The sequence below is a fragment of the Solitalea agri genome (assembly GCF_023914155.1).
Lineage (GTDB): Bacteria > Bacteroidota > Bacteroidia > Sphingobacteriales > Sphingobacteriaceae > Solitalea > Solitalea agri.
The window spans coordinates 330,624-350,136 of sequence record NZ_JAMWYS010000028.1; the positions used below are offsets into that span (position 1 = coordinate 330,624).

The following is a 19,513-nucleotide window of genomic DNA, read 5'->3' on the forward strand; positions in this document are numbered from 1 at the left end:
TTATTTTGCCATATAATTGGTAAGCATTTAAAGAAATCAGGAAATGTTTAAAAAAATAGGTGTTTTTACTTCGGGAGGTGATGCTCCTGGCATGAATGCATGTGTTCGTGCAGTGGTTAGAACTGCAATCTATCATAACATTGAAGTTGTAGGTATTATGCGCGGTTACGAAGGAATGATCAATGGAGAATTTATTCCTCTTGAAACAAAATCAGTAGCAAATATCATTCAGCGTGGGGGTACTATTTTAAAAACGGCAAGAAGCAAAGATTTTATGACTCCTGAAGGTCGTAAAAAGGCTTATGAGAAGCTTAAAGCAGAAGGCATTGAAGCCTTGGTGGCAATTGGTGGGAACGGAACTTTTACCGGAGCTTCAGTTTTTGAAAAAGAATTCGGAATTCCGGCTGTCGGAACCCCAGGTACCATCGATAATGACCTTTTAGGAACAGATTTTACCTTAGGTTATGATACTGCCATTAATACTGTAATTAAAGCAGTTGATGCTATTCGTGATACAGCTGAATCTCATGATCGTTTATTTTTTGTTGAAGTGATGGGTCGAGATTCTGGTCAGATTGCATTGGCTACCGGTATTGGTGCTGGTGCTGAAGCTATTTTGCTTCCAGAGGTGAAATTCGACCTGGCTAAGCTCTATGAGCGTTTGGAGAAAGGACGGAGAAAGTCGGCCAAAATTATAATTGTTGCTGAAGGTGATGAAGCCGGAGGTGCATTTGCTGTGGCCGAAAAGGTTAAAGAAAAATTCCCTCATTTTGATACCAAGGTTTCGGTATTAGGCCATATTCAGCGCGGAGGTTCTCCTTCGTGCTTCGATCGCATGTTGGCTAGTGAATTGGGCTTTCATGCCGTAGAAGCCTTGATTAATGGCAAAAAAGGTGTAATGGTAGGAAAGGTTGACAAGCAGATAGTTTATACACCATTTGATGAAGCTATTCAAGATACTTCAAAAATGGATACAGAGTTACTACGGATGGTTGGCATTTTAGCCTCATAATCAGCATTTCGATAACTCCCTATTAGCCCATTAACAAATTAATAAGTATATTCAGATATCATGCAACTATCTGATTATAAAGTATTGATTTGTTTAATGGGCTTTTTTATGCTGCTAAATTGCTCCGGTAAAAACAATCGCCATAATGAACAAGCCAGCACTGCTTCTTTACAATTGGTTGTAAAGGGGCTTGAATCTCCGATTGAAATGGGAATGCCTGATGATGGATCGGGAAGGATATTTATAGCCGAACAAAAGGGGATTATAAAAATCATACGAAATGGAGCTGTGCTGGCAACTCCGTTCTTAGACCTCCGTTCAAAAATGGTTGCTATGAATGATGGTTATACTGAAAAAGGACTTCTTGGATTTGTTTTCCATCCTCAGTATAAAAGTAACGGAAAGTTTTATGTTTATTATTCTGCTCATTCTTCAGGGTCTGGTAGTGATCATAAAAGTGTCATTGCCGAGTTTAAAGTTTCAGCCACGAATCCTGATAAAGCTGATTTAACCGAACGAAAAATTCTTGAAATTGAACAGCCTGAGGCCAATCATAACGGAGGACATTTAGCCTTTGGACCTGATAAGTATTTATATATCGGTTTGGGAGATGGTGGAGGCGGTGGCGATGAACATGGTCGTATTGGAAATGGTCAAAACTTGAATACGCTTTTAGGCAAGATCTTAAGAATTGACATAAACAAAGAGACAACTTACTCAATTCCTCCAGATAATCCTTTTGTGAATAGGGCTAACACTAAACCGGAGATTTGGGCTTATGGACTTCGCAATCCATGGAAATTTACTTTTGATAAAAACGGTCGTTTATTTTGTGCCGACGTAGGACAGAATAAATACGAAGAAGTAAACATTATTGAAAAGGGTAAAAACTATGGATGGAGGATTATGGAAGCATCACATTGTTTCAATCCCGCAACAAATTGTGCCGCCACTGGTTTAACCCTTCCGATCTATGAATACGATCACAAAGTTGGTATAAGTGTTACTGGTGGCTACTTTTATACTGGAGCGCAAATTCTTGAGTTACAAAATAAATATGTGTTTGCCGATTGGACCGGGGTGTTTTTTGCAATTACTGACCAGGGAAAAGGTGGAGTAATCAGTATTAAAAATAAACCAAATGATTTGAGAGTGCTCAGTTTCGGTAATGACTTGAAAGATGAATTGTACGTGCTAACCAGTTTAGATACTCAACCTATGAGTAAAACCGGAGCTCTTTATAAATTGGTCAAAAGTAATTAATAAGTATACAAAAAGAGGGGCCAGATCACAGGCTCCTCTTTTTGATTTCTTATTGTTATTCCGCAATTATTTGCTCAACAATGAATTGTTTCGATTTTTCAATGTCGATGGATAACTGACGGTCTTCGGTTATGAAAGCAACTTCTTCCCTGAAAGAGGTAAATAACTTTTCAATAAATGGTGATGACTTTAATGGTCGGCGAAGTTCTAGCGCTTGAGTTGCATTTAACCACTCAATACCTAAAATAGAAACAAGGTTTTGTACCACCTTATATGCTTTAACAGCCGCGTTTGCACCCATACTCACATGATCTTCTTGTCCATTTGATGACACGATAGAATCAACAGAAGCTGGCGTACATAACTGCTTGTTTTGACTGGCAATTGAGGCAGCCGTGTATTGAGGAATCATTAAGCCCGAATTCAGTCCAGGTTTTGCTACCAGGAATGCAGGTAGTTTCCGTAAGCCTGAGATCAACTGGAAGGTCCTTCTTTCGGAAATACTTCCCAGTTCTGATAAAGCGATGCATAAAAAGTCAAGAGCCAAGGCCAATGGTTGTCCATGGAAATTGCCACCCGAAAGGATTAGATCTTCAGCAGGAAATACATTCGGGTTATCAGTAACTGCATTAATTTCCGTTAAAAATACCCATTCAACATAATTAAGTGCATCTTTTGAGGCTCCGTGAACCTGTGGAACGCAACGGAATGAGTAAGGGTCTTGTGTTTGTTTTCCTGACTGATTAATCAACTCACTGCCGGCTAAAATTTCTGAAATGAACTTAGCGGTTTCAAGCTGACCTTTATGTGGGCGGATTTGATGGATCAACTCGTTAAAAGGGTCTAAACGACAATCGAAGGCATCAATTGAAGCAGCAGCCACTACATCGGCTACATGCGTTAGCTTTTTAGCTAGCAATAAGCAATGCACTCCGTAGGCGCTCATGAATTGAGTTCCATTGATAAGGGCCAATCCTTCTTTTGCTTTCATGTGTAATGGCTCCCAGCCAAACTGCTGTAGCATTGCTGAGGCTGCTTTTCTTTTCCCCATAACGTAAACTTCGCCAATCCCCAGTAAAGGCAAGGAAAGGTGTGCTAAAGGTGCCAAATCGCCTGATGCGCCTAATGAACCTTGGGTAAAAACAACAGGTATAATGTCGTGATTGTAGAAATCGATTAGGCGCTGAACAGTTGATAACTGTACGCCTGAATGGCCATAACTCAATGATTGGATTTTGAGGAACAGCATCAACTTTACGATTTCCTGAGGAACTTCATCGCCAGTGCCACATGCATGCGATTTAAGTAAGTTGCTTTGTAAGGCTTCCAGTTGGTCATTGTCAATAGAAACACTTTGTAATGAACCAAAACCGGTGTTTATGCCATAGATTGGAGCCGTACTTACTTTAATCTTTTCATGGAGGTAATTATGGCAATCATTTATCTTTTTTGCTGCCTCTTCTGATAGCGCTAATTGATGACCTTCGGTCATAATAGAGTGAATCAGCTCGAGCGTAATAGCCCCGGAGCCAATGGAATATAACTTCATTATTTCTGGTTTATTGAGTGGCCCCAAAAATAACGATTGTTCTCAAAATAAATTTATTGCTCTGTAAGTTCTTCACGTACATTAGTTAAGTTTCGTACACTTAACCGTGATGCACTCCAGGAGGCTATAAACGAGATGACGAATACGGTGATAAATACCAGCAGAAAATCAGGCCATTGCATTTCAACAGGGTATTTGTCCATCACAAAAGTACCCGATTGGCCTAGTTTAATTAAACCGAATTTCAATTGGACGAAGCAGAAGATGGCACCAAGTGTCAATCCGGCTAAGGTTCCAACCATTGAGATCAGCAGACCTTCAAACAGGAAAATATAGCGTATAATTCGCTTATTGGCTCCCATACTAAGCAATATGGCAATGTCTTTTTTCTTGTCGATTACCAACATAGTTAATGAGCCAATAATGTTACAGATAGCAATAATCAACACAAAAGTGAGTATCAGGTAAACTGCCCATTTCTCTGAGTTCAAAATTTTATATAGTAATTCATTTTGCTCAAATCGGTCCCTTACTTTAAAATTGTCACCCAACAGTTCTTTAGCATTGCGCTTATATTGCTTAAGGTTGGCTTCTTTCTTTAAATAGATTTCTACTGATGAAACATTGTTGCCCTCATCTAATTGCTTACGCGCAAATGAAAGGGGGACTAAAACGTATTTCAGATCAAAGTCTTGTTGAACCTGAAAAACACCCGAAACGTAAATCTCACTTCTGTTTAGGTCGTTTGTAGGGTCAATAGAAGAGCCCATGTTTTTTCTGGGAGAGAAAATCGTCAGGGGATCATCAGACTCAATATTCATCGATAAGTAATACTCTACCCCGCTTCCAATAATAGCCCTTGGTTCTTCGTTAGTTCCCAATGTGGCATTCCCACGTATGATCATTGAATCGAGCGCATGTGTTTTCAGAAAATCATCACTAACCCCTTTTACGGTGGCTATGTATTGATTCTTTCCAAAACGCAGCAGGGCTTTTTCTTCAAGCGCCTCTACATAAAATAAAGTTCCTGTTTTGGATTTAAGCTGACTAAAGGCCGATGTATTAGGGGCGAAGGTCTTTCCCTTTACAAGCTCGATTTTTATATCTGGTGTAAATCGGTTATAAAGTGAAAGAACCAATGCCTCGAAGCCATTGAATACCGACAAAATAACAATTAACGCCGCCGAGCCAATTAATACCCCGAACATGGATATGCCTGAAATAATATTGATAGCGTTAGTTGATTTTTTTGAAAAGAGGTATCGCTTAGCAAAGTATAAGGCCAGGTTCATCTATCAACGTTAGAGTTTTGATTTACGATTTAAGTAAACGAATATCTGTATTTGATTATAAAAAAGGATTATGCAACCTTTCAAAACCAATGCTGGTGGCCGGTCCATGACCAGGGTAAACCTTTACCTCGTCGCCCAAAGGGAATAATCGTTGTTCAATGCTTTTTTTCAAAACTTCAAAGCTGCCGCCCGGTAAATCGGTTCGGCCTACGCTTTGATAAAACAAAACGTCACCTCCAATTACAAACTGATCGTCCTTACTGTAAAAAGAAAGGCTTCCAGGAGAATGTCCCGGAGTAAAAATACTTTCGAGGGATGAATTGCCGAAAGTTATTACTTCATTGTCTTCAAGGTAATTCTCTACTGCAGGCGATAATTCATAATGCATACCCATTGATGGTGCATAGCCAGGTATGGCATCCAATATGAATTGTTCACTTTTATGAAAATGTGGCTTTAAGCCATAGCTGTCGAAAACAAATTTATTGCCCAGCACATGGTCGATATGGCAATGGGTGTTGATCAGCTTAACCGGTTTCAGTTCATTCGACTTAATGAAATCGACCAAAGCGTTTTGTTCCTGGGCATTATAGCATCCGGGATCAATGATCAAACATTCATTAGTTTCATCAAAAAGTATATAAGTATTTTCCTGGTAAGGATTAAAGGTTAAATAGTGTACCTGAATCATGTTAGAGAATTTAAAAATTTAGGAATTTGAAAATTTAAGAATTAACGGATGATCTGTTTCATCTTCAAATTCTCAAATTAACTTATTCTCAAATTAAATTTATTGCTTCCACTTAAAGGTTTTGATCATCACATCAACGTCCTTCTTGATAAAATCGAGTACAGGCTGAATGGAATCCAGTCGAGGCTCACTTCTAAAATAGAGTGCAGCCCTTAAAAAGTGTTTAGAACTATCAGTCAAATAAAACTGCAAGGAAGAAGCCGCATTTCCATCAATACTATAATAAGTTCCGTACACTTTATTCGCTTCATTCTTTATAACACTTTCATCAATGGACGTAGCTTTAATGGTGTGTTTAAATACCAAACTACGACTGTCTTCTGCCAGTGCGTTGAATTTTTTCTTATCGTTATTAATGTCGTGGTAGCTTAAGTGGAGCTTGCCATTGAACTGCGGATATTCAATATTGATCCAGCAAGACTGAGCATCTGCAGCATTATCGGTAGCTACTTTAGCATACACTGGTATATCAAATGAGTACTTACAACCTTCATCGAAGTGCTTATAGGCTTTCTTTGGGAAATCGATACGATGATATCCGCGTGGTTTTGGTGTAGAAGTACTTTCTTTGCAAGCAGGTAACAATAAAATTGGAGCTGCAATTAGGAGTGCCCACCAATTGAAAAATATGTTTTTAAACCTCAAAACTTTATAGTGTTTATAAGTTGTTATTGATTAAATAAACGGGTGCAAGGTACAATTAATGTACGAAGGTAGAAGTACGACTTTAGCCCAATGTAAGTTTCCCTAAATCGTCATTTTAAAATCTTACTTCCAAAATCTATTTACTCGTTCCAAATACTCCAGGCTTTTTCAGCTTGCAGATGCAGCATTTCTAAGCCGTTTTTAATGGTTGCTCTTTTTTCGATGCCTTTTTTAAGGAAAAGTGTTGTTTCCGGATTATAAACCAAATCGTAAAGAAGGTGATTAGGCGTAAGGTATTCATATGGCAAATCTGGGCAAGTATCAATGTTAGGATAAGTTCCCACCGGAGAACAATTGATGATTACCGTGTATTCCTCCATCATCTCTTTTGTCAAGTCGCTATAGGCCAGTTTTTGATCCGAACCAGTCCTCGACACAAAATGGTACTCAATATTCAGTTCTTTTAGAGCAAATTCCACAGCTTTTGATGCACCACCGGTTCCTAAAATCAAAGCCTTTTTATTTTCGGGTTTTAATAAAGGAAATAAAGAGTGTTTAAAACCATAGACATCGGAATTATAACCTATTAAAACTGGCTTATTGGTCTCTGATCGGTCAATCTTAATTACATTTACAGCTCCTACTCCTTTAGCTGATTCGTCCAGACGGTTTAGCAAAGGCATTACCTCGATTTTATGTGGAATGGTTACATTGATGCCAATAATTTCCGGATCATTGTTGATAATATCCATTAACTGCTCCGTTTTTTCAATGGGATATAAATCATACTGATGGTCAGTTAATCCCAGTTCATGAAATTTTTCTGTAAAATATTTTTTTGAGAAGGAGTGAGAGAGTGGAAAACCAATAAGTCCGAATTTTTTCATGTATAGATAAATTTGCGTTGGATATTTAAACTATTGAAGCGACCATTTTACCAATGGTCGCTTCAGAGTAAATTCTTCAATATCGAGGTGTTGCTGATTACATTACCGGAATGTCAAAATCTTTCAGGAAATGATTAAAGGTATCACCTCGTAAGCCTAAGCGAACAGTTTCCAAAGGAATCACTTCGGCAGGGGCTATGTTTCCTAAGTTAACATTGGCTCCAAGTAATTTTACAAACCATACTTGTTGTGATTTTTGAGGGGCTTCCCAAATGATGCTCTCTTGAGGGATTTTTGTAAGGATCTCTTCTACTAAGCCCGAACGCACTTCTCCATTTCCACGGAAAAGCCCTACGTTACCACTTTCGCGCGCTTCGGCAATTACCTTCCATGAGCCGGCATCAATTTCGGCCTGCATAAGTTCAATCCATTTATAGGGTGGAATGATAACGGTATCGTCTTTAGAGCCTACTTCTGAGATTACCGTCACCTGCCCTTTAAGTTTACGAATAAACTCACATTTAATGTCGTGCGGAATGGTGATAGAACCGTCAGAAACCTCGGCGTACTCCATGCCATAACGGTCGAGCAAACGCTGATAATCTTCAAACTGGCCGCGAATAATAAAGGCTTCGAATAATGTACCGCCAAAATAAACCGGAATACCTGCTTCGCGATATACCCTAAGTTTATCCTGGAGATTAGGCGTTACAAATGAAGTGGCCCATCCCAGTTTAACCAGATCGGTGTGATTTCCAGAAACAGAAAGAAAATTTTCAATTTCATTTACACTCAATCCTTTGTCCATTACCATAGTAATGCCTTTTTCACGAGGTTTAGCTTCTCTTTCCGGAACGTATTTCAAGGTATAATTCATTTCAAATTAACTATTTCCATATGGGCTCAGTCCCATTTTTTAGGCCCCACAAAATAAAGCCTAAGTGTTTAAAATAACAAATGTTTTAGTGTTACTGAAAAGGATATTTTGCTAACGTAAGAAAAGAGCTTTAATTATCCATTTAGAGTCCCTCAATCTCAACCCTTTAAAAATGAAGGGCAAATAATTATGGTTAAATAAACAAATCCCCGAATATTCGAGGATTTATATATTGTCTTTTATTCAATTGACCGGAAATCTAAGAAATGTATCGGTTAATGATATCAATAATTACTTTGTTGTTTTGAAGTTGAGGAAGATAGTCAAACAAAAGTTCACATTTTTCCGGATCGGCTACCAATGCCTGTTCCAAATAGCTGATAGCTTCCTGGTATTGTCCATTGGCGAATAAATAGGCCACCATCCGGTAATATAATTCGGCCGCTTGAGCATTTATTTTTATGCCTTCCGAGATAATACCAATGGCTTCTTCATTTCTGCCTTCTTCAAACATTAACGATGAATAGTCGAGCCAAATCTCCACATCATCCGGAGCAAGCTCCATGACTTTTTCATAAGCCTTTTCGGCTTCTTCCACATTACTCAATTTCGAATGTGAATCGCCTAATGCAAACCAATACTCGGGATTACTTTCATCCAACTCAAGGGCTTTTTTGTAAAAATGCAGCGATTCAAACCAGCGTTCTTCAAAATCGAGGGTAACACCTATGCCAAACCAGCCTTCAGCCAATCGCGCATCGAGTTTTACGGCTTTTTTATAGAAAGAACGGGCTTCGTCCATCATTTCCAGCTTTTCATAACACTCTCCCATACAGCAATAGGTCTCTGCATCGGGTTGCTCATATTCAAAAGTCTGACGATAAACGTTAATCGCTTCCATGTAACGCTCAAGACCTACCAAGGCATTGCCTTTGTTGAAATAAGCGGCTGCAAAATTCTCTTTGATCAAAATAGCGTAATCATAAGCATCAATGGCTTTTTCATACATCTCTATTTTGATATAGGCATTCCCAAGGTTGTACCAGGCAGCATACGAATAAGGTTCTTCATCAATATACTGTTCATAAAAATGAATACTTTCCTCTTGTTTATCCAACACGTCATAGCAAAATGCAAGTTCATACAAGGCATCCTGATGTTCCATATTGGCTTCAAGGCATCGTTTTAGATAAACGATAGCGTTTTTGTATTCACCCAGATTTTGATAAACATAAGCAATCTGCAAGCAGATCTCATCGGTCTCTTCGGCAAACAATAAAGCTTTCTGGTAATTTTCTAGTGCCTCCTGATGACGATCTTGATTTTCTAAAAGATTTCCTCTTAAAATATAGATGTCGGGATTGGAGGTTTCCAGCGATTCGGCCTTTTCGAGCATTTTAAATGCTTTGGCAGTTTGGTTGGTCATAATGAACAACTGAGCCTGCTTCACAAAAAAGCCAGAAGCGTAAGGGTGTTGGCTAAGTGCATATTCAACCACTTGAAGTGCCTTAACCGGGTCATTCTTTTCGATGTAGTAGTCAATGATCTTTTCAAATGCATCAGCATCAAAAAAATATTGATCTTTATTTCGAATCATCTCCTCATATCGTTCAACCGAAGATCGTGCTTCTTCCGGGTTGTCGAATTCAAAATCGTCGTCAAACATTGATTATTCCTCAAAAGGTTAAAAAGAACGAAGAGTGTTAAAAACAGCTCTCATGTTATGTATCGCAACTATCGTGCTGAATTAACTATTGAAAAGATAGAATTAATCTTCCAACCGCAGCAGTTCTTTTTTTCCACATATTAACTAAAAATGCTTTAAACCATTGAGTTCAAAAGCACTAATAATAACAAAGATAGGCTTTTTTGGTTTGGTTGGATTTGTTAAAAGAATCAACAAGTATTTAACCCTCCACTAATATAGAACAAAAACGGCACTGTGTTGTCTCAGTGCCGTTTCTTTATAGAAGGATATTTTTATTATTGATAAATCTCATTCAGCACATTAGCTAAACGTAAACCTCCTTTTAAAAGTTGCTCATTTAAGGTGCTTAAGAAATCATAATTGTATCTATAACCAAGGTCTGATTCTTTCTCAGCGTATTGATAAAGTTTTTTAGTTACCGTGTAGTTATCGCAAAACCATTCAGCCGGGTCGGTAGAGCGGCATAGTTCTTTTTGTGCGTTTGTTGGATGATTAATAGCGGTAGCATATTCGGTATAACTCAGATCTTGAGACTCCAGAAGATCCTCATCCCAAACGCGGTGCAAGTTTGTAGGTTTTTTAAACCAGGTCATTTTTACATCATTGCCACCACGGTCGCCCGGACGACCAATGTGCATTGGCTGGTTAGCATCACCAACTAAATGAATAATAAACCTTAAAGCATCTTTTTTTAAAGCTACACTACTGTTTTTATCTTTTAATATGGCGGTCATTTTACGAAGTGCGAAAGCCAGGTTAACTGAATCGTCAGCACAACGGTGATTGATCTGGTCACATGTTAAGCCGTCCTCGAAATTGATATAATGCCAAACTTGGGTACTGTCGTATTTTTTATCTGATTTTATAAAATCCGGCCAGTCACTCACCATGGCCATTGATTCTGGCCCTAGTATTTGCTTTATCGCCTTTTTTGCTTTTTTAGAAAGATGACGATCGGCAATTTCTCCAACAATGCGGTGGCCGGTTTTGCCCCAGGCATTACAGGTAATCGAAAATAGATTTGAGGTTAGAAAGAAAGCGCTGAAAACAACTAGAAAAACTTTTGAAGACTTCATTAATCTGGGTTTAATGCATTGAGTAAATACGGGCGCAAAAATAAATGAAAAGCTTTGTTGCAACGAATGAAGCAGGTTAAATAATTGGGTAAATCAGGTTAAGTTGTTGTATTGATTTTTCGGGCAATAACAATCAGGTGGCATGAGTTGGTTCCATCACCTTTGGGATAATCTTTACGAAATGTTGTTTCAGTTACGAAGTGGTTTTCGCTTAAAAACGCTTGAAGATAATCTAGCTGATGGTAATAAAAGAATATTTTGTCACCCTTGCTATTCGATTCAAAACCTGATTTGTTATAATCATCTTCCACTATGCTGAAGTAAAAAATGTCATTAGAGCGCAAGAGTGCTGAGCAATCTTTTATAAGTTTGGCACAATCCTCTTTGGATAAGTAAGGCATGCAAAAGCCACATATAATCGCGTTGTATTCCTCTTTTAGCTGATTTATTTCGCGACAATCCATTACCCTGAAATCAGCTGAAGGATTATTCTTTTTTGCCAACTCAATCATATTGGGAGCTACATCAATACCTGTTAATTTAAAATCGGGCATTTTGCTGAGTAGGTATTTAGTAATATTTCCCGGCCCGCAACCAATTTCAAGAACCGCGGCGTTGGGTTTATTTACCAACTTGCAAAAGGTATCATATGTATCGTTGTACAAATCTAAATTCATGAACTTTTGCTCATACAGCGCTGCGATCTTATTATAGGTTTCGAAAGTTATTTGGTAGCGATCCATTAAACGGATGGTTGGTTTTAACAATTAGTTAATTCCTTGTGGGAATTTATCGGCTATAAGGTTTAAGTTAATGCCATGTTCAAGAAATGCTTTCATGCCATCTAATACTGTAGTAAATCCTCCTGTTGAATCTTTAATTGCTGAAAGTAAATTGTCGCCGGTTTCGGTATAGCCATACTCTTTCACAACAACATACGTCGAGTGCTCGCTCAGACTTTTAAATGTAAATTCGACCGTTCTTGGCTCTTTTCCCCAGTTAAAAACGATCTTTTCGTTTTCAATAATTTCAATTATTTCCGCCTCGGTTGAGAAATTATACATCTCCCATGTCCAGGTTACTTTCTGGTTTGCTACCAGTTTTCCACTGCTTTTGGTAAACCAAAAATTAGTGGTTATAGCAGGGTCAATCATCGACTGAAAAACCTGTGAAACCGGTTTTCTGATCATCATTTGGGCTTCGGCACAGGCTGAATTATCAAGGTTCATTGTATTTGATTTTTTTGAATACTGAATTTAAGTTGAATAGGTTTGCTTAATAAGGAAAAGAACATAATGTAATAGATAAGAGCAAACACTACCCCATATTGAATAGTTTCGGTGTTTTTCCCCCAGGACAAGAATATGTATATGGACAATAAAGCTGCATTGAGCAACGATGATACCATTGCTGCTTGCCAACCTATTCTTTTGTTTAACAACAGTGCAATTCCAGAGGATGTGATTAAAAGATCTAATAGAAAAGGTATATATAGATCCTTTACCAAAATAAAAAAGAATTTAAGGCTTGAAACTTTGAATCCCTCCAGTTGAGAGAGATTGTTATAAAGGGCCATTTTCAACCAAATCAAATAGATTAAAATAGTTATTCCTATTACAACTTGAAATACTCCTATGACTTTCAGGGTGTCATTAATTGTCCAGTCTTTATTCATTAGGTAAAATAATTTTAACGACAATGATTGTTTTGAGGAACCGAAATTCTTTTCCGATACAAGATAACGCAATAGTGCCCAAAGCAGATAGAATTAGTGCTGGTCGATCATATCAAAGACTCCTAAAATAAGCAATATTATTTTAACCACAATCGGTTTTATGCCTTCGAAAGGTCTAGGCCTCTAAGGCTATAATAACCGTCAAAATTCCTATTAAAAGGCATAACGGAGAGTAAAACCTTGTATCATACCGACCGAATTTCGTGTGTTTGATTCTTTTGAAGAAGCCTACATACCTGAATTCTCCAATTGCACGCAAAAAGAAAATGGTTGCAATGAACCAAAGTCCATATTTCGAAAATCCGTTAGGAAGGTTAAACCTGATCAATCCGTTTTCAGTTAGAATAAATAATCCAATTGCCAATAACACCGACCCAACTATAAAACATTCCAAAAGTTTGGGGTTAAATACTTTTACATTGGAGCCTTTGGTTGGAACAACCGCATCAACAGCCCAACGGCCCCCAACTCCCCAATAAAAATGCATGCCAGCCAGAAATAGGAAAATGAAAAACAGGAAAAAAGAAATGATAGTAACCATAACAAGAGCGTAATAAATAAGTTATTTTCAATGATTTAATTGCTTATGTAAGATAAGAATTATCACTAAATCTTAAGGTTGTGATTTAAACAAGTAACCAATTCAATGAAAAATCAGTTTCAATCAGCTACAGGTGTTCGATTGGATTGACAAACCCATTTTGGAGTTGAAAAAGGATCCTACATAATTTAAATTCCAGGGGCTTATTGTTGCTGATATTCCCTGATTTCGGCAGACGCCTCAAAATCAAAAATGGGACAAGAGGAGATGATGGCTATTGCGTCCTCTATGTTTTCTGCCTTTAACAGGAGAAAACCGCCAATTATTTCAGTTCCTGCTTTATAAATATCTTTCACCACTTTTTTGTTAACGTCAATTGTTACACCTTTCAAGGTTAGGGGGCTGCCACCGGCTAGGTTCCCCTTGGTTCCATATGTTTCCATCCAGTCCTTCCAATTATCACGATGTTTACTTATTTCTTCTTCCGAATGCGTATTCTGACGGCCATCAGGTTCTCTAAAAAGAACAATAAAGTTTTTCATGGTTCATTTTTTTAGTTTCAGAAATTGAGTAAAAAGTTTTTATGAGTTATTCTGGAAGTAGAAGTTATAGAATAGAATAATTAGGAGCTTCGCAAGATCTTTTCCATCTTCCGGCCCTTGGCCAATTCATCAACCAGTTTATCTAAGTATCTCGCTTGTTTTGTCAGTGTATTCTTAATTTCTTCTATTCGATACCCACAAATTACTCCGGTGATAAGTGGTGCATTAACGTTTAGCTTTGCCTGTTGGAAAAAACTTTCAAATGTTACTCTATCATTGATTAACTCCTGAAGCTTAGCGTCACCAAAACCGGTTAACCACTCAATAACCTGATTCAATTCTTCCTTGGTTCTACCTTTCTTTTCCACTTTTGCTAAATACAATGGATAGACCGAAGCGAAAATCATTTTTGCGATACGCTCGTCATGTGTGCTGGTAGTGCTCATGCTTGATGTTTGGGCTTTGATCTTAAATTTCTGTTGACCCACTAAATTAGAAACTGATATTGTAAAATGGAAGAATCTTGCAAGTGAAATTATGTCAAATATAGAACCTTACCAACCTGTTACCAATAAGTTTCTAGCGGCTTTTTCACCGCATTTGATAGTTAGCATAAGCCAATGCTGCACGCGTCCTGATTTTTTGTTCGACTCGTTGATTTCGTCAGCCCTGCTTTTGCAAAACCGATGTTAAATCTTAAGCAGCATTTTGCTTTGTATCTTTTTTTGAACTTTCATTTTAAAACTTCAGCCATTCTTAAGAAATTACTATCGATGTTAGCAGCACTTGCCTGACTGACGTCAGGGTTTTCTTTCTCATACTAAGCACTTCGATTGCGCTCAGTATAAACTCCGGCGAAGTGCTCAGGCCTGTTGCGATAAAGTTGCCAACAAATTTTCCAAATTGTTCATTGACATTTTAAATCCTTCGGTGAAGCCCATTTCAATCATCTTCTCCATACGGGCAAGAGATTCGTTATAAATAATAATATTCACTGTTGCTCTTCCGCTTTGTTCGTTGAACGTATAATCCCAATCAGAACCCGGCAATTGAGGGTTTTCATCTTTGTCTGCAAAAGCATTAAACAGCTTGAAGTTGGTTTTTGGACTAATGGAAGTATATTTCTGAATTGCCCAATGTTCTTGTCCTTCCGGGCTTACCATTGCATAAAATCTTCGCCCACCAACTTTAAAATCCATAAATTTTGTTTTGGATACGTAGGGTTTAGGTGCCACCCATTGATCAAGGATTTCTGCTTTGGTAAATGCATCCCATACAAGCGATAGGTCAGCATCAAATTCTCTTGTTATGAATACCGTTTTCGCTGCTTTGTCAACGGTAAAATCAAATAGCAAATCGTTTTTCATTTTTTCTGATTTTTTATTGTTAATAATACGTTGTCAAGTTGATTGAATTGCGTTTCCCACATTTCCCTAAGCTTGGCTAGCCAATTGTCAAATTCCTGCAATTTTGTTGGGTTAAAGTGATAGTAAATTTCCCTACCGGAAGGTTCTGGCTTGATCAACTCGCACTCCTGCAATACTTTAATATGTTTTGATACAGCTTGTCGGCTCATATCAAATTTTTCTGCCATTGCATTTGGCGTTAACGCTTGAACAGCAATTAAAGTTAAAATAGCCCTGCGTGTCGGGTCAGCTATGGCTTGAAATATATCTTGTTTCATTTTTCAATTTTAATTACGCAACCTGCAGGTTGCAAATATATATGCAACTTTTGAGTTGCGCAAATTTATGTGCAATTATTTTTATCGAGGTAAAATGTCGGGAAGTTTTAGTTGTTGTGATAGGGTTTGCTACAATAACGCCCAACGTTTAGGTTGTAGACATGGTGAGGTAGTACAGCGCTTCTATATCCGCTGTTGTAAAAGTTTCTAATTGTTTAGCCATCTTATTCTAATGTCGCATGTCGATTCGGGCATTAGCGAAAGCTGATTTTGCACTTTAGTCCTGCTTACGCAAATACCTTGTTAACGGGTTTATTTTCTTTTTAATTGAGGTTTTACTACCAAGGTATCTCTCCTGTTTCAGGATTGTTTTCTTCACTAAAGAATTTACCTGTCGGACCCTCTTTATCAATTAAAGCATATTTTACTATTCGTTTTCCAGCATCTTCAACAGTTCCGGGTCCACGATGTCCATTAAAATCTGTCTTGGTATATCCTGGGCAAACGGCATTTACTTTAAAGTTGGTGTCCTTTAGTTCGTAAGCCAATACAACTGTGTACATATTTAAGGCTGCTTTTGAAGAAAGATAAACGGCACCTTTATAGTCGTAATACTTGTAAGACGGATCGCTGTGTAAAGTAATTGAACCTTGACTTGAGCTTACATTTACGATACGAGGTTCAGAAGATTTTTTCAACAAATCAATAAATGCCTGGGTAACTCTTACCACTCCATAAACATTGGCATCGTATGTGGCTTTAAACTGTTCTACTGTTGCGTCAAGTGCCGCTTGCGGATAGCCACCGTAAATTCCTGCGTTGTTGATAAGAATATCCAATGATTTTGTTTTCTCGCCTATCATTATTCGGGCTTCTTTTACCGATTCATCATTGGTTACATCAAGTTGAATGGCTTCTACATTATTTATTCCTTCAGTTTTTAATTTGTTCACAGCTTCTATACCGTTTTCTAAATTGCGACTGCCGAGATAAACATAAATTCCTTTTTGGGCAAGTTGCTTTGTTATTTCAAAGCCAATGCTCTTGTTTGCTCCAGTTACTAATGCTGTTTTCATTTCTTACTATTTTAAGTTAATGAGGCAAAAGTGGGATGCTAAACAAGAAGGAAGATGGACAAATCAATTTATTTGCCCGACAAATCCTTGGGATCTTCTAAAAACGCTGTTACACTTTTTCCCGTGCATTTTTTGAAAAGTCTTGAAAAATAGTCCGGGTCATTAAATCCTAATTCATACGCCAATTCTTTCACAGAAAGAGTAGAATAACGCAATTTCCGCTGGGCTTCTATCATCAAACGGTTTGTGAAAAAATCCTTTGGCGATGTGCCTGAATATTCTTTTACCAAACGATATAAGCTGTTGGTAGTTAAAGCCAATTTTTCGGCAATTGTATTTATAGATGGTTGCTCTGTAAGGTGTGTTTCCACCATTAATTTAAACTCAACAAACTTTGATAAATTAGTGTTTACAATATCAACTGCTTCATTTTTAAAATAAGCACTGTTCAATTCTGATAATAGTAAATTCAGGTAGGCTAATATTATTTCTGTGTCAGTGGGATGTTTATCTATATGAAGCAGTTGATTCAAAATTTCAAAAACTTTCCTTACTCTTTCCTTTGCAGCATTGTCTAAAATTATTGTTTGTGAGTTTAATGGGTTAATCAAAAATGGAAAGTGTTGAGGTAGCAAAGCCAATGTATGTTCATCAAACAGTAGCTTAAAATAGTTTAGATTGTCTTTTTTAGGAGGGGGGATAAAAATTTGATTAGGCATTGCAAAAAGCAACTCTCCATCAGAAATGGTAATGTCTTGTAAGTCTAATTGGTAAGTGATAGAGCCGTTGTCAATTAATACAATGAAATAAGAAGTCAACCTACGAGGTTGAAGCAGTTTTTGCTGAATATCAGTAGATGGATAAGGATTATCATTTGAGTTAACCTTAATCTTCAACTTGTCGTTCTGTTGCATCTGTTCAAAGTTTGTAGGGTGCTGCTTTACAATTACCGCTAATGGCTCACGGTTTAGCGAAGTGGTGGTCTTAATATGCCGCCAATCACTGTTGATTAACGGCTTTCTTAAATGGCCGATTGCACTTCCATCAAGCCACCATTGTGAAAGTGTTGACAGCTGTGTTTATGCGGATGGTTGATTTGTAATATTAAACATCCAGCGTATGCCAAATTTGTCTTTACAGGTTCCCCAGTAGCCCCAAAATTCATCATGAGGAGCAACGCCATCCTCGCCGCCTTGCGAAAGTTCTTTATATAAGCGATCGGCTTCTTCTTTTGTGTCTGGATTTAAACTGATTGTAACGTTATTGCCTTCAATTAGTTTGTGTCCCATACTTTCGAGCACATCTGTGGCCATTATTTGAATTCCGCCAAGAATTGGCAATGCAACATGCATTACTTTCTTCTTATCTTCTTCTGAAAGCGAAGGCATACCTGGTTGTGCAGGCACGTCGCCCATACGCATAATTGGGGCACTGAATTCAGTTTTAAAAATTCTCTTGTAGGAGTTGAAAGCTTCTTCAGCATTTCCTGCAAAATTTAAATAGATTGATACGCTTGCCATTTTGTTTTTTGTTATGTTATTTAAATAGTGTCCATGAAATTAGTGAAAAGCCAGTACATTGAAAAATGATTTGGCTTAACATAAAATGATCGTAAGTAAGCAGCAGGATAAAAATGCCATCAATGTTGAATGCCATTCGTCTTAAATTTTCAGAGCGTTATCGGTTATAAAAAGAGGAAGTTCTTGGGTTAAAAAAGGAGCTTAAAAATTTGAAATTACCATAGAATTCCGAAGGCGCGGTCATTTGCGGCTGGCGCTATTGTCGTTCAATAAAATATTTTAAACTAATTGAATTCTGCGAAATGCCAAAGTACACCAGATGGATCTATTAACAGACATTCTTTTCCCCAATCATTTTGTTGAATAGGTATTAATTTGACTCCAGAATATTTGTTGTCAAGTTTCAGTTCTGTTAAGAAAGTCCAGTAATCTTCCACATTATCCACTTCGGCGAGCACCATGGTATTATTAAGCCATTCTTCAACGAAATAATCCTGAAGATAAAAGCTTAGCTGATTGAAAACAAACAAAGACATTTTTTCGGAAATGATATTTTCCGTGAAACCCAAGTCTTTATAAAAGGATTGGGATGTTTTAAAGTCTTTTGATCCAATAAAAGTTCTAATTGATTTAAGTTTCGGATTCAATGCAATTTGATAATTAAAAGGTTGATATTAAGTTCATCGTTCAGCGCTTACCAATAACGGATGGCTCTTGACGCAGGTGCGAAGAAAACACCTGCCTCATTCCCCGCTGTGATGTAAATTTATTAATTAAGTTTTCAGTTCAAAATCACACGTCCACCGCGCTTTTGGTAAGTGCTTGTTAGCGGTAGCCATTTTATTGCTCTTCAATATAGTAGTAGTTTTCAATTATCCTTTTTAGCCCTAAGAGCAGAAAACCAACAAAAAGAGAGACAATAAAGATTAGGTCTAAATTTGATTTATTTAACCAATGAAGTAATAAAAATGGGGCTATTATGCTCGAAAAAGCATAATAAAGGTAATTGTGATCAAAAATACCCTCCTTAATTAATAAAACTTTCGAAGCATTATCAGAAAAGTCAAGATTTAAGATTTTGTCTTTGCCAAAGAGTATCACAGCATCAGAGTCAGTAATTGTAAAACTCTCGATTTGGTCGGGAAAGAATTTGTGTTGTTTATTGTTAATCAGTACCGAAGCAGGGAGTCTGCGAAACAGATGTCTGCCTTGTCGCTTAATAATAAGTTGAACTTCTGATTTCTTAGATTCCATATGATAGAGTTGTGTCTTATGGTTACCGCTAACGTTTATGTATAAGAAGAAGCGTGTTTAGAAACTGCTTCACCGTCCACGTTGCCAAACTAAATTAGATA

At 37.5% G+C, this 19,513-nt stretch carries 23 protein-coding genes; 2 read left to right on the forward strand and 21 right to left on the reverse strand.

Going from position 1 to position 19,513, the window contains the following annotated elements; genetic code table 11:
- Positions 1-43 precede the first annotated feature (43 nt).
- The gene (gene pfkA, locus NF867_RS09130; RefSeq protein ID WP_252587515.1) at positions 44-1,012 is read left to right on the forward strand and encodes a 6-phosphofructokinase; all 969 of its coding nucleotides are present in this window, start codon (positions 44-46) and stop codon (positions 1,010-1,012) included.
- Between the two features lie 60 nt (positions 1,013-1,072).
- Positions 1,073-2,275 carry a PQQ-dependent sugar dehydrogenase gene (locus NF867_RS09135; RefSeq protein ID WP_252587516.1) on the forward strand — a complete coding sequence of 401 codons (1,203 nt, stop codon included), beginning with the start codon at positions 1,073-1,075 and terminating at the stop codon, positions 2,273-2,275.
- Positions 2,276-2,330: 55 nt separating this feature from the next.
- Here NF867_RS09135 and hutH read toward each other — a convergent pair whose 3' ends face one another.
- The 21 genes from hutH to NF867_RS09240 all read right to left on the reverse strand — a co-directional run bounded on the left by hutH (position 2,331) and on the right by NF867_RS09240 (position 19,412).
- Entirely contained in the window at positions 2,331-3,824 is a 1,494-nt protein-coding gene (hutH, locus tag NF867_RS09140) for a histidine ammonia-lyase (RefSeq protein WP_252587517.1), read from the reverse strand.
- Between the two features lie 53 nt (positions 3,825-3,877).
- Positions 3,878-5,116 (reverse strand): FtsX-like permease family protein, encoded by a 1,239-nt coding sequence (locus NF867_RS09145; RefSeq protein ID WP_252587518.1) that lies wholly within the window; start codon positions 5,114-5,116, stop codon positions 3,878-3,880.
- A gap of 55 nt (positions 5,117-5,171) precedes the next feature.
- Complete coding sequence (locus tag NF867_RS09150; protein WP_252587519.1) at positions 5,172-5,807, reverse strand: MBL fold metallo-hydrolase; 636 nt, start codon at positions 5,805-5,807, stop codon at positions 5,172-5,174.
- A gap of 99 nt (positions 5,808-5,906) precedes the next feature.
- Positions 5,907-6,512 carry a gliding motility lipoprotein GldD gene (gene gldD / locus NF867_RS09155; RefSeq protein ID WP_252587520.1) on the reverse strand — a complete coding sequence of 202 codons (606 nt, stop codon included), beginning with the start codon at positions 6,510-6,512 and terminating at the stop codon, positions 5,907-5,909.
- A gap of 140 nt (positions 6,513-6,652) precedes the next feature.
- Positions 6,653-7,399: a shikimate dehydrogenase family protein gene (locus NF867_RS09160; protein WP_252587521.1), complete on the reverse strand. Its 747-nt coding sequence runs from the start codon at positions 7,397-7,399 to the stop codon at positions 6,653-6,655.
- Between the two features lie 97 nt (positions 7,400-7,496).
- Positions 7,497-8,276: a phosphosulfolactate synthase gene (locus NF867_RS09165; protein WP_252587522.1), complete on the reverse strand. Its 780-nt coding sequence runs from the start codon at positions 8,274-8,276 to the stop codon at positions 7,497-7,499.
- A 259-nt stretch (positions 8,277-8,535) separates the two neighbouring features.
- Positions 8,536-9,942: a tetratricopeptide repeat protein gene (locus NF867_RS09170; RefSeq protein WP_252587523.1), complete on the reverse strand. Its 1,407-nt coding sequence runs from the start codon at positions 9,940-9,942 to the stop codon at positions 8,536-8,538.
- A 317-nt stretch (positions 9,943-10,259) separates the two neighbouring features.
- A complete protein-coding gene (locus NF867_RS09175; RefSeq protein WP_252587524.1) occupies positions 10,260-11,060 on the reverse strand; it encodes a S1/P1 nuclease in 801 nt (266 codons plus the stop codon).
- A 98-nt stretch (positions 11,061-11,158) separates the two neighbouring features.
- The gene (locus NF867_RS09180) at positions 11,159-11,803 is read right to left on the reverse strand and encodes a class I SAM-dependent DNA methyltransferase (RefSeq protein ID WP_252587525.1); all 645 of its coding nucleotides are present in this window, start codon (positions 11,801-11,803) and stop codon (positions 11,159-11,161) included.
- Between the two features lie 24 nt (positions 11,804-11,827).
- Positions 11,828-12,289, reverse strand: coding sequence for an SRPBCC domain-containing protein (locus NF867_RS09185; protein WP_252587526.1), 462 nt, complete (start codon positions 12,287-12,289; stop codon positions 11,828-11,830).
- Positions 12,286-12,735, reverse strand: coding sequence for a hypothetical protein (locus NF867_RS09190; RefSeq protein ID WP_252587527.1), 450 nt, complete (start codon positions 12,733-12,735; stop codon positions 12,286-12,288). Before NF867_RS09190 ends, NF867_RS09185 begins: the two co-directional genes overlap by 4 nt.
- A 175-nt stretch (positions 12,736-12,910) precedes the next feature.
- A complete protein-coding gene (locus NF867_RS09195; protein ID WP_252587528.1) occupies positions 12,911-13,336 on the reverse strand; it encodes a DUF3995 domain-containing protein in 426 nt (141 codons plus the stop codon).
- A gap of 203 nt (positions 13,337-13,539) precedes the next feature.
- Complete coding sequence (locus NF867_RS09200) at positions 13,540-13,878, reverse strand: YciI family protein (RefSeq protein ID WP_252587529.1); 339 nt, start codon at positions 13,876-13,878, stop codon at positions 13,540-13,542.
- Positions 13,879-13,958: 80 nt separating this feature from the next.
- A complete protein-coding gene (locus NF867_RS09205; protein WP_341870040.1) occupies positions 13,959-14,366 on the reverse strand; it encodes a DUF2200 domain-containing protein in 408 nt (135 codons plus the stop codon).
- A gap of 375 nt (positions 14,367-14,741) precedes the next feature.
- On the reverse strand, positions 14,742-15,245 hold the full coding sequence (locus NF867_RS09210; RefSeq protein WP_252587530.1) for an SRPBCC family protein: 504 nt from the start codon (positions 15,243-15,245) through the stop codon (positions 14,742-14,744).
- On the reverse strand, positions 15,242-15,562 hold the full coding sequence (locus NF867_RS09215) for an ArsR/SmtB family transcription factor (protein WP_252587531.1): 321 nt from the start codon (positions 15,560-15,562) through the stop codon (positions 15,242-15,244). Before NF867_RS09215 ends, NF867_RS09210 begins: the two co-directional genes overlap by 4 nt.
- Positions 15,563-15,900: 338 nt before the next feature.
- Positions 15,901-16,638: an SDR family oxidoreductase gene (locus tag NF867_RS09220; RefSeq protein ID WP_252587532.1), complete on the reverse strand. Its 738-nt coding sequence runs from the start codon at positions 16,636-16,638 to the stop codon at positions 15,901-15,903.
- A 68-nt stretch (positions 16,639-16,706) separates the two neighbouring features.
- Positions 16,707-17,552 (reverse strand): helix-turn-helix domain-containing protein, encoded by an 846-nt coding sequence (locus tag NF867_RS09225; RefSeq protein ID WP_252587533.1) that lies wholly within the window; start codon positions 17,550-17,552, stop codon positions 16,707-16,709.
- Between the two features lie 165 nt (positions 17,553-17,717).
- The gene (locus tag NF867_RS09230) at positions 17,718-18,158 is read right to left on the reverse strand and encodes a VOC family protein (RefSeq protein ID WP_252587534.1); all 441 of its coding nucleotides are present in this window, start codon (positions 18,156-18,158) and stop codon (positions 17,718-17,720) included.
- 284 nt (positions 18,159-18,442) lie between these two features.
- Positions 18,443-18,694: a VOC family protein gene (locus NF867_RS09235; protein ID WP_252587535.1), complete on the reverse strand. Its 252-nt coding sequence runs from the start codon at positions 18,692-18,694 to the stop codon at positions 18,443-18,445.
- 304 nt (positions 18,695-18,998) lie between these two features.
- Positions 18,999-19,412, reverse strand: a complete 414-nt coding sequence (locus NF867_RS09240; protein ID WP_252587536.1) for a hypothetical protein — start codon at positions 19,410-19,412, stop codon at positions 18,999-19,001.
- Positions 19,413-19,513: the final 101 nt, after the last annotated feature.

Excerpts from the sequence above, each read along its gene's own strand:
- hutH (WP_252587517.1), bottom strand. The coding sequence starts at position 3,824 with ATGAAGTTATATTCCATTGGCTCCGGGGCTATTACGCTCGAGCTGATT.
- NF867_RS09225 (WP_252587533.1), bottom strand. The coding sequence starts at position 17,552 with ATGCAACAGAACGACAAGTTGAAGATTAAGGTTAACTCAAATGATAAT.
- NF867_RS09175 (WP_252587524.1), bottom strand. The coding sequence starts at position 11,060 with ATGAAGTCTTCAAAAGTTTTTCTAGTTGTTTTCAGCGCTTTCTTTCTA.
- NF867_RS09235 (WP_252587535.1), bottom strand. The coding sequence starts at position 18,694 with ATGTCTTTGTTTGTTTTCAATCAGCTAAGCTTTTATCTTCAGGATTAT.
- NF867_RS09165 (WP_252587522.1), bottom strand. The coding sequence starts at position 8,276 with ATGAATTATACCTTGAAATACGTTCCGGAAAGAGAAGCTAAACCTCGT.
- NF867_RS09145 (WP_252587518.1), bottom strand. The coding sequence starts at position 5,116 with ATGAACCTGGCCTTATACTTTGCTAAGCGATACCTCTTTTCAAAAAAA.
- pfkA (WP_252587515.1), top strand. The coding sequence starts at position 44 with ATGTTTAAAAAAATAGGTGTTTTTACTTCGGGAGGTGATGCTCCTGGC.
- NF867_RS09150 (WP_252587519.1), bottom strand. The coding sequence starts at position 5,807 with ATGATTCAGGTACACTATTTAACCTTTAATCCTTACCAGGAAAATACT.
- NF867_RS09230 (WP_252587534.1), bottom strand. The coding sequence starts at position 18,158 with ATGGCAAGCGTATCAATCTATTTAAATTTTGCAGGAAATGCTGAAGAA.
- NF867_RS09195 (WP_252587528.1), bottom strand. The coding sequence starts at position 13,336 with ATGGTTACTATCATTTCTTTTTTCCTGTTTTTCATTTTCCTATTTCTG.
- NF867_RS09210 (WP_252587530.1), bottom strand. The coding sequence starts at position 15,245 with ATGAAAAACGATTTGCTATTTGATTTTACCGTTGACAAAGCAGCGAAA.
- NF867_RS09240 (WP_252587536.1), bottom strand. The coding sequence starts at position 19,412 with ATGGAATCTAAGAAATCAGAAGTTCAACTTATTATTAAGCGACAAGGC.
- NF867_RS09160 (WP_252587521.1), bottom strand. The coding sequence starts at position 7,399 with ATGAAAAAATTCGGACTTATTGGTTTTCCACTCTCTCACTCCTTCTCA.
- NF867_RS09170 (WP_252587523.1), bottom strand. The coding sequence starts at position 9,942 with ATGTTTGACGACGATTTTGAATTCGACAACCCGGAAGAAGCACGATCT.
- NF867_RS09215 (WP_252587531.1), bottom strand. The coding sequence starts at position 15,562 with ATGAAACAAGATATATTTCAAGCCATAGCTGACCCGACACGCAGGGCT.
- NF867_RS09185 (WP_252587526.1), bottom strand. The coding sequence starts at position 12,289 with ATGAACCTTGATAATTCAGCCTGTGCCGAAGCCCAAATGATGATCAGA.
- NF867_RS09200 (WP_252587529.1), bottom strand. The coding sequence starts at position 13,878 with ATGAAAAACTTTATTGTTCTTTTTAGAGAACCTGATGGCCGTCAGAAT.
- NF867_RS09220 (WP_252587532.1), bottom strand. The coding sequence starts at position 16,638 with ATGAAAACAGCATTAGTAACTGGAGCAAACAAGAGCATTGGCTTTGAA.
- NF867_RS09180 (WP_252587525.1), bottom strand. The coding sequence starts at position 11,803 with ATGGATCGCTACCAAATAACTTTCGAAACCTATAATAAGATCGCAGCG.
- NF867_RS09135 (WP_252587516.1), top strand. The coding sequence starts at position 1,073 with ATGCAACTATCTGATTATAAAGTATTGATTTGTTTAATGGGCTTTTTT.
- NF867_RS09190 (WP_252587527.1), bottom strand. The coding sequence starts at position 12,735 with ATGAATAAAGACTGGACAATTAATGACACCCTGAAAGTCATAGGAGTA.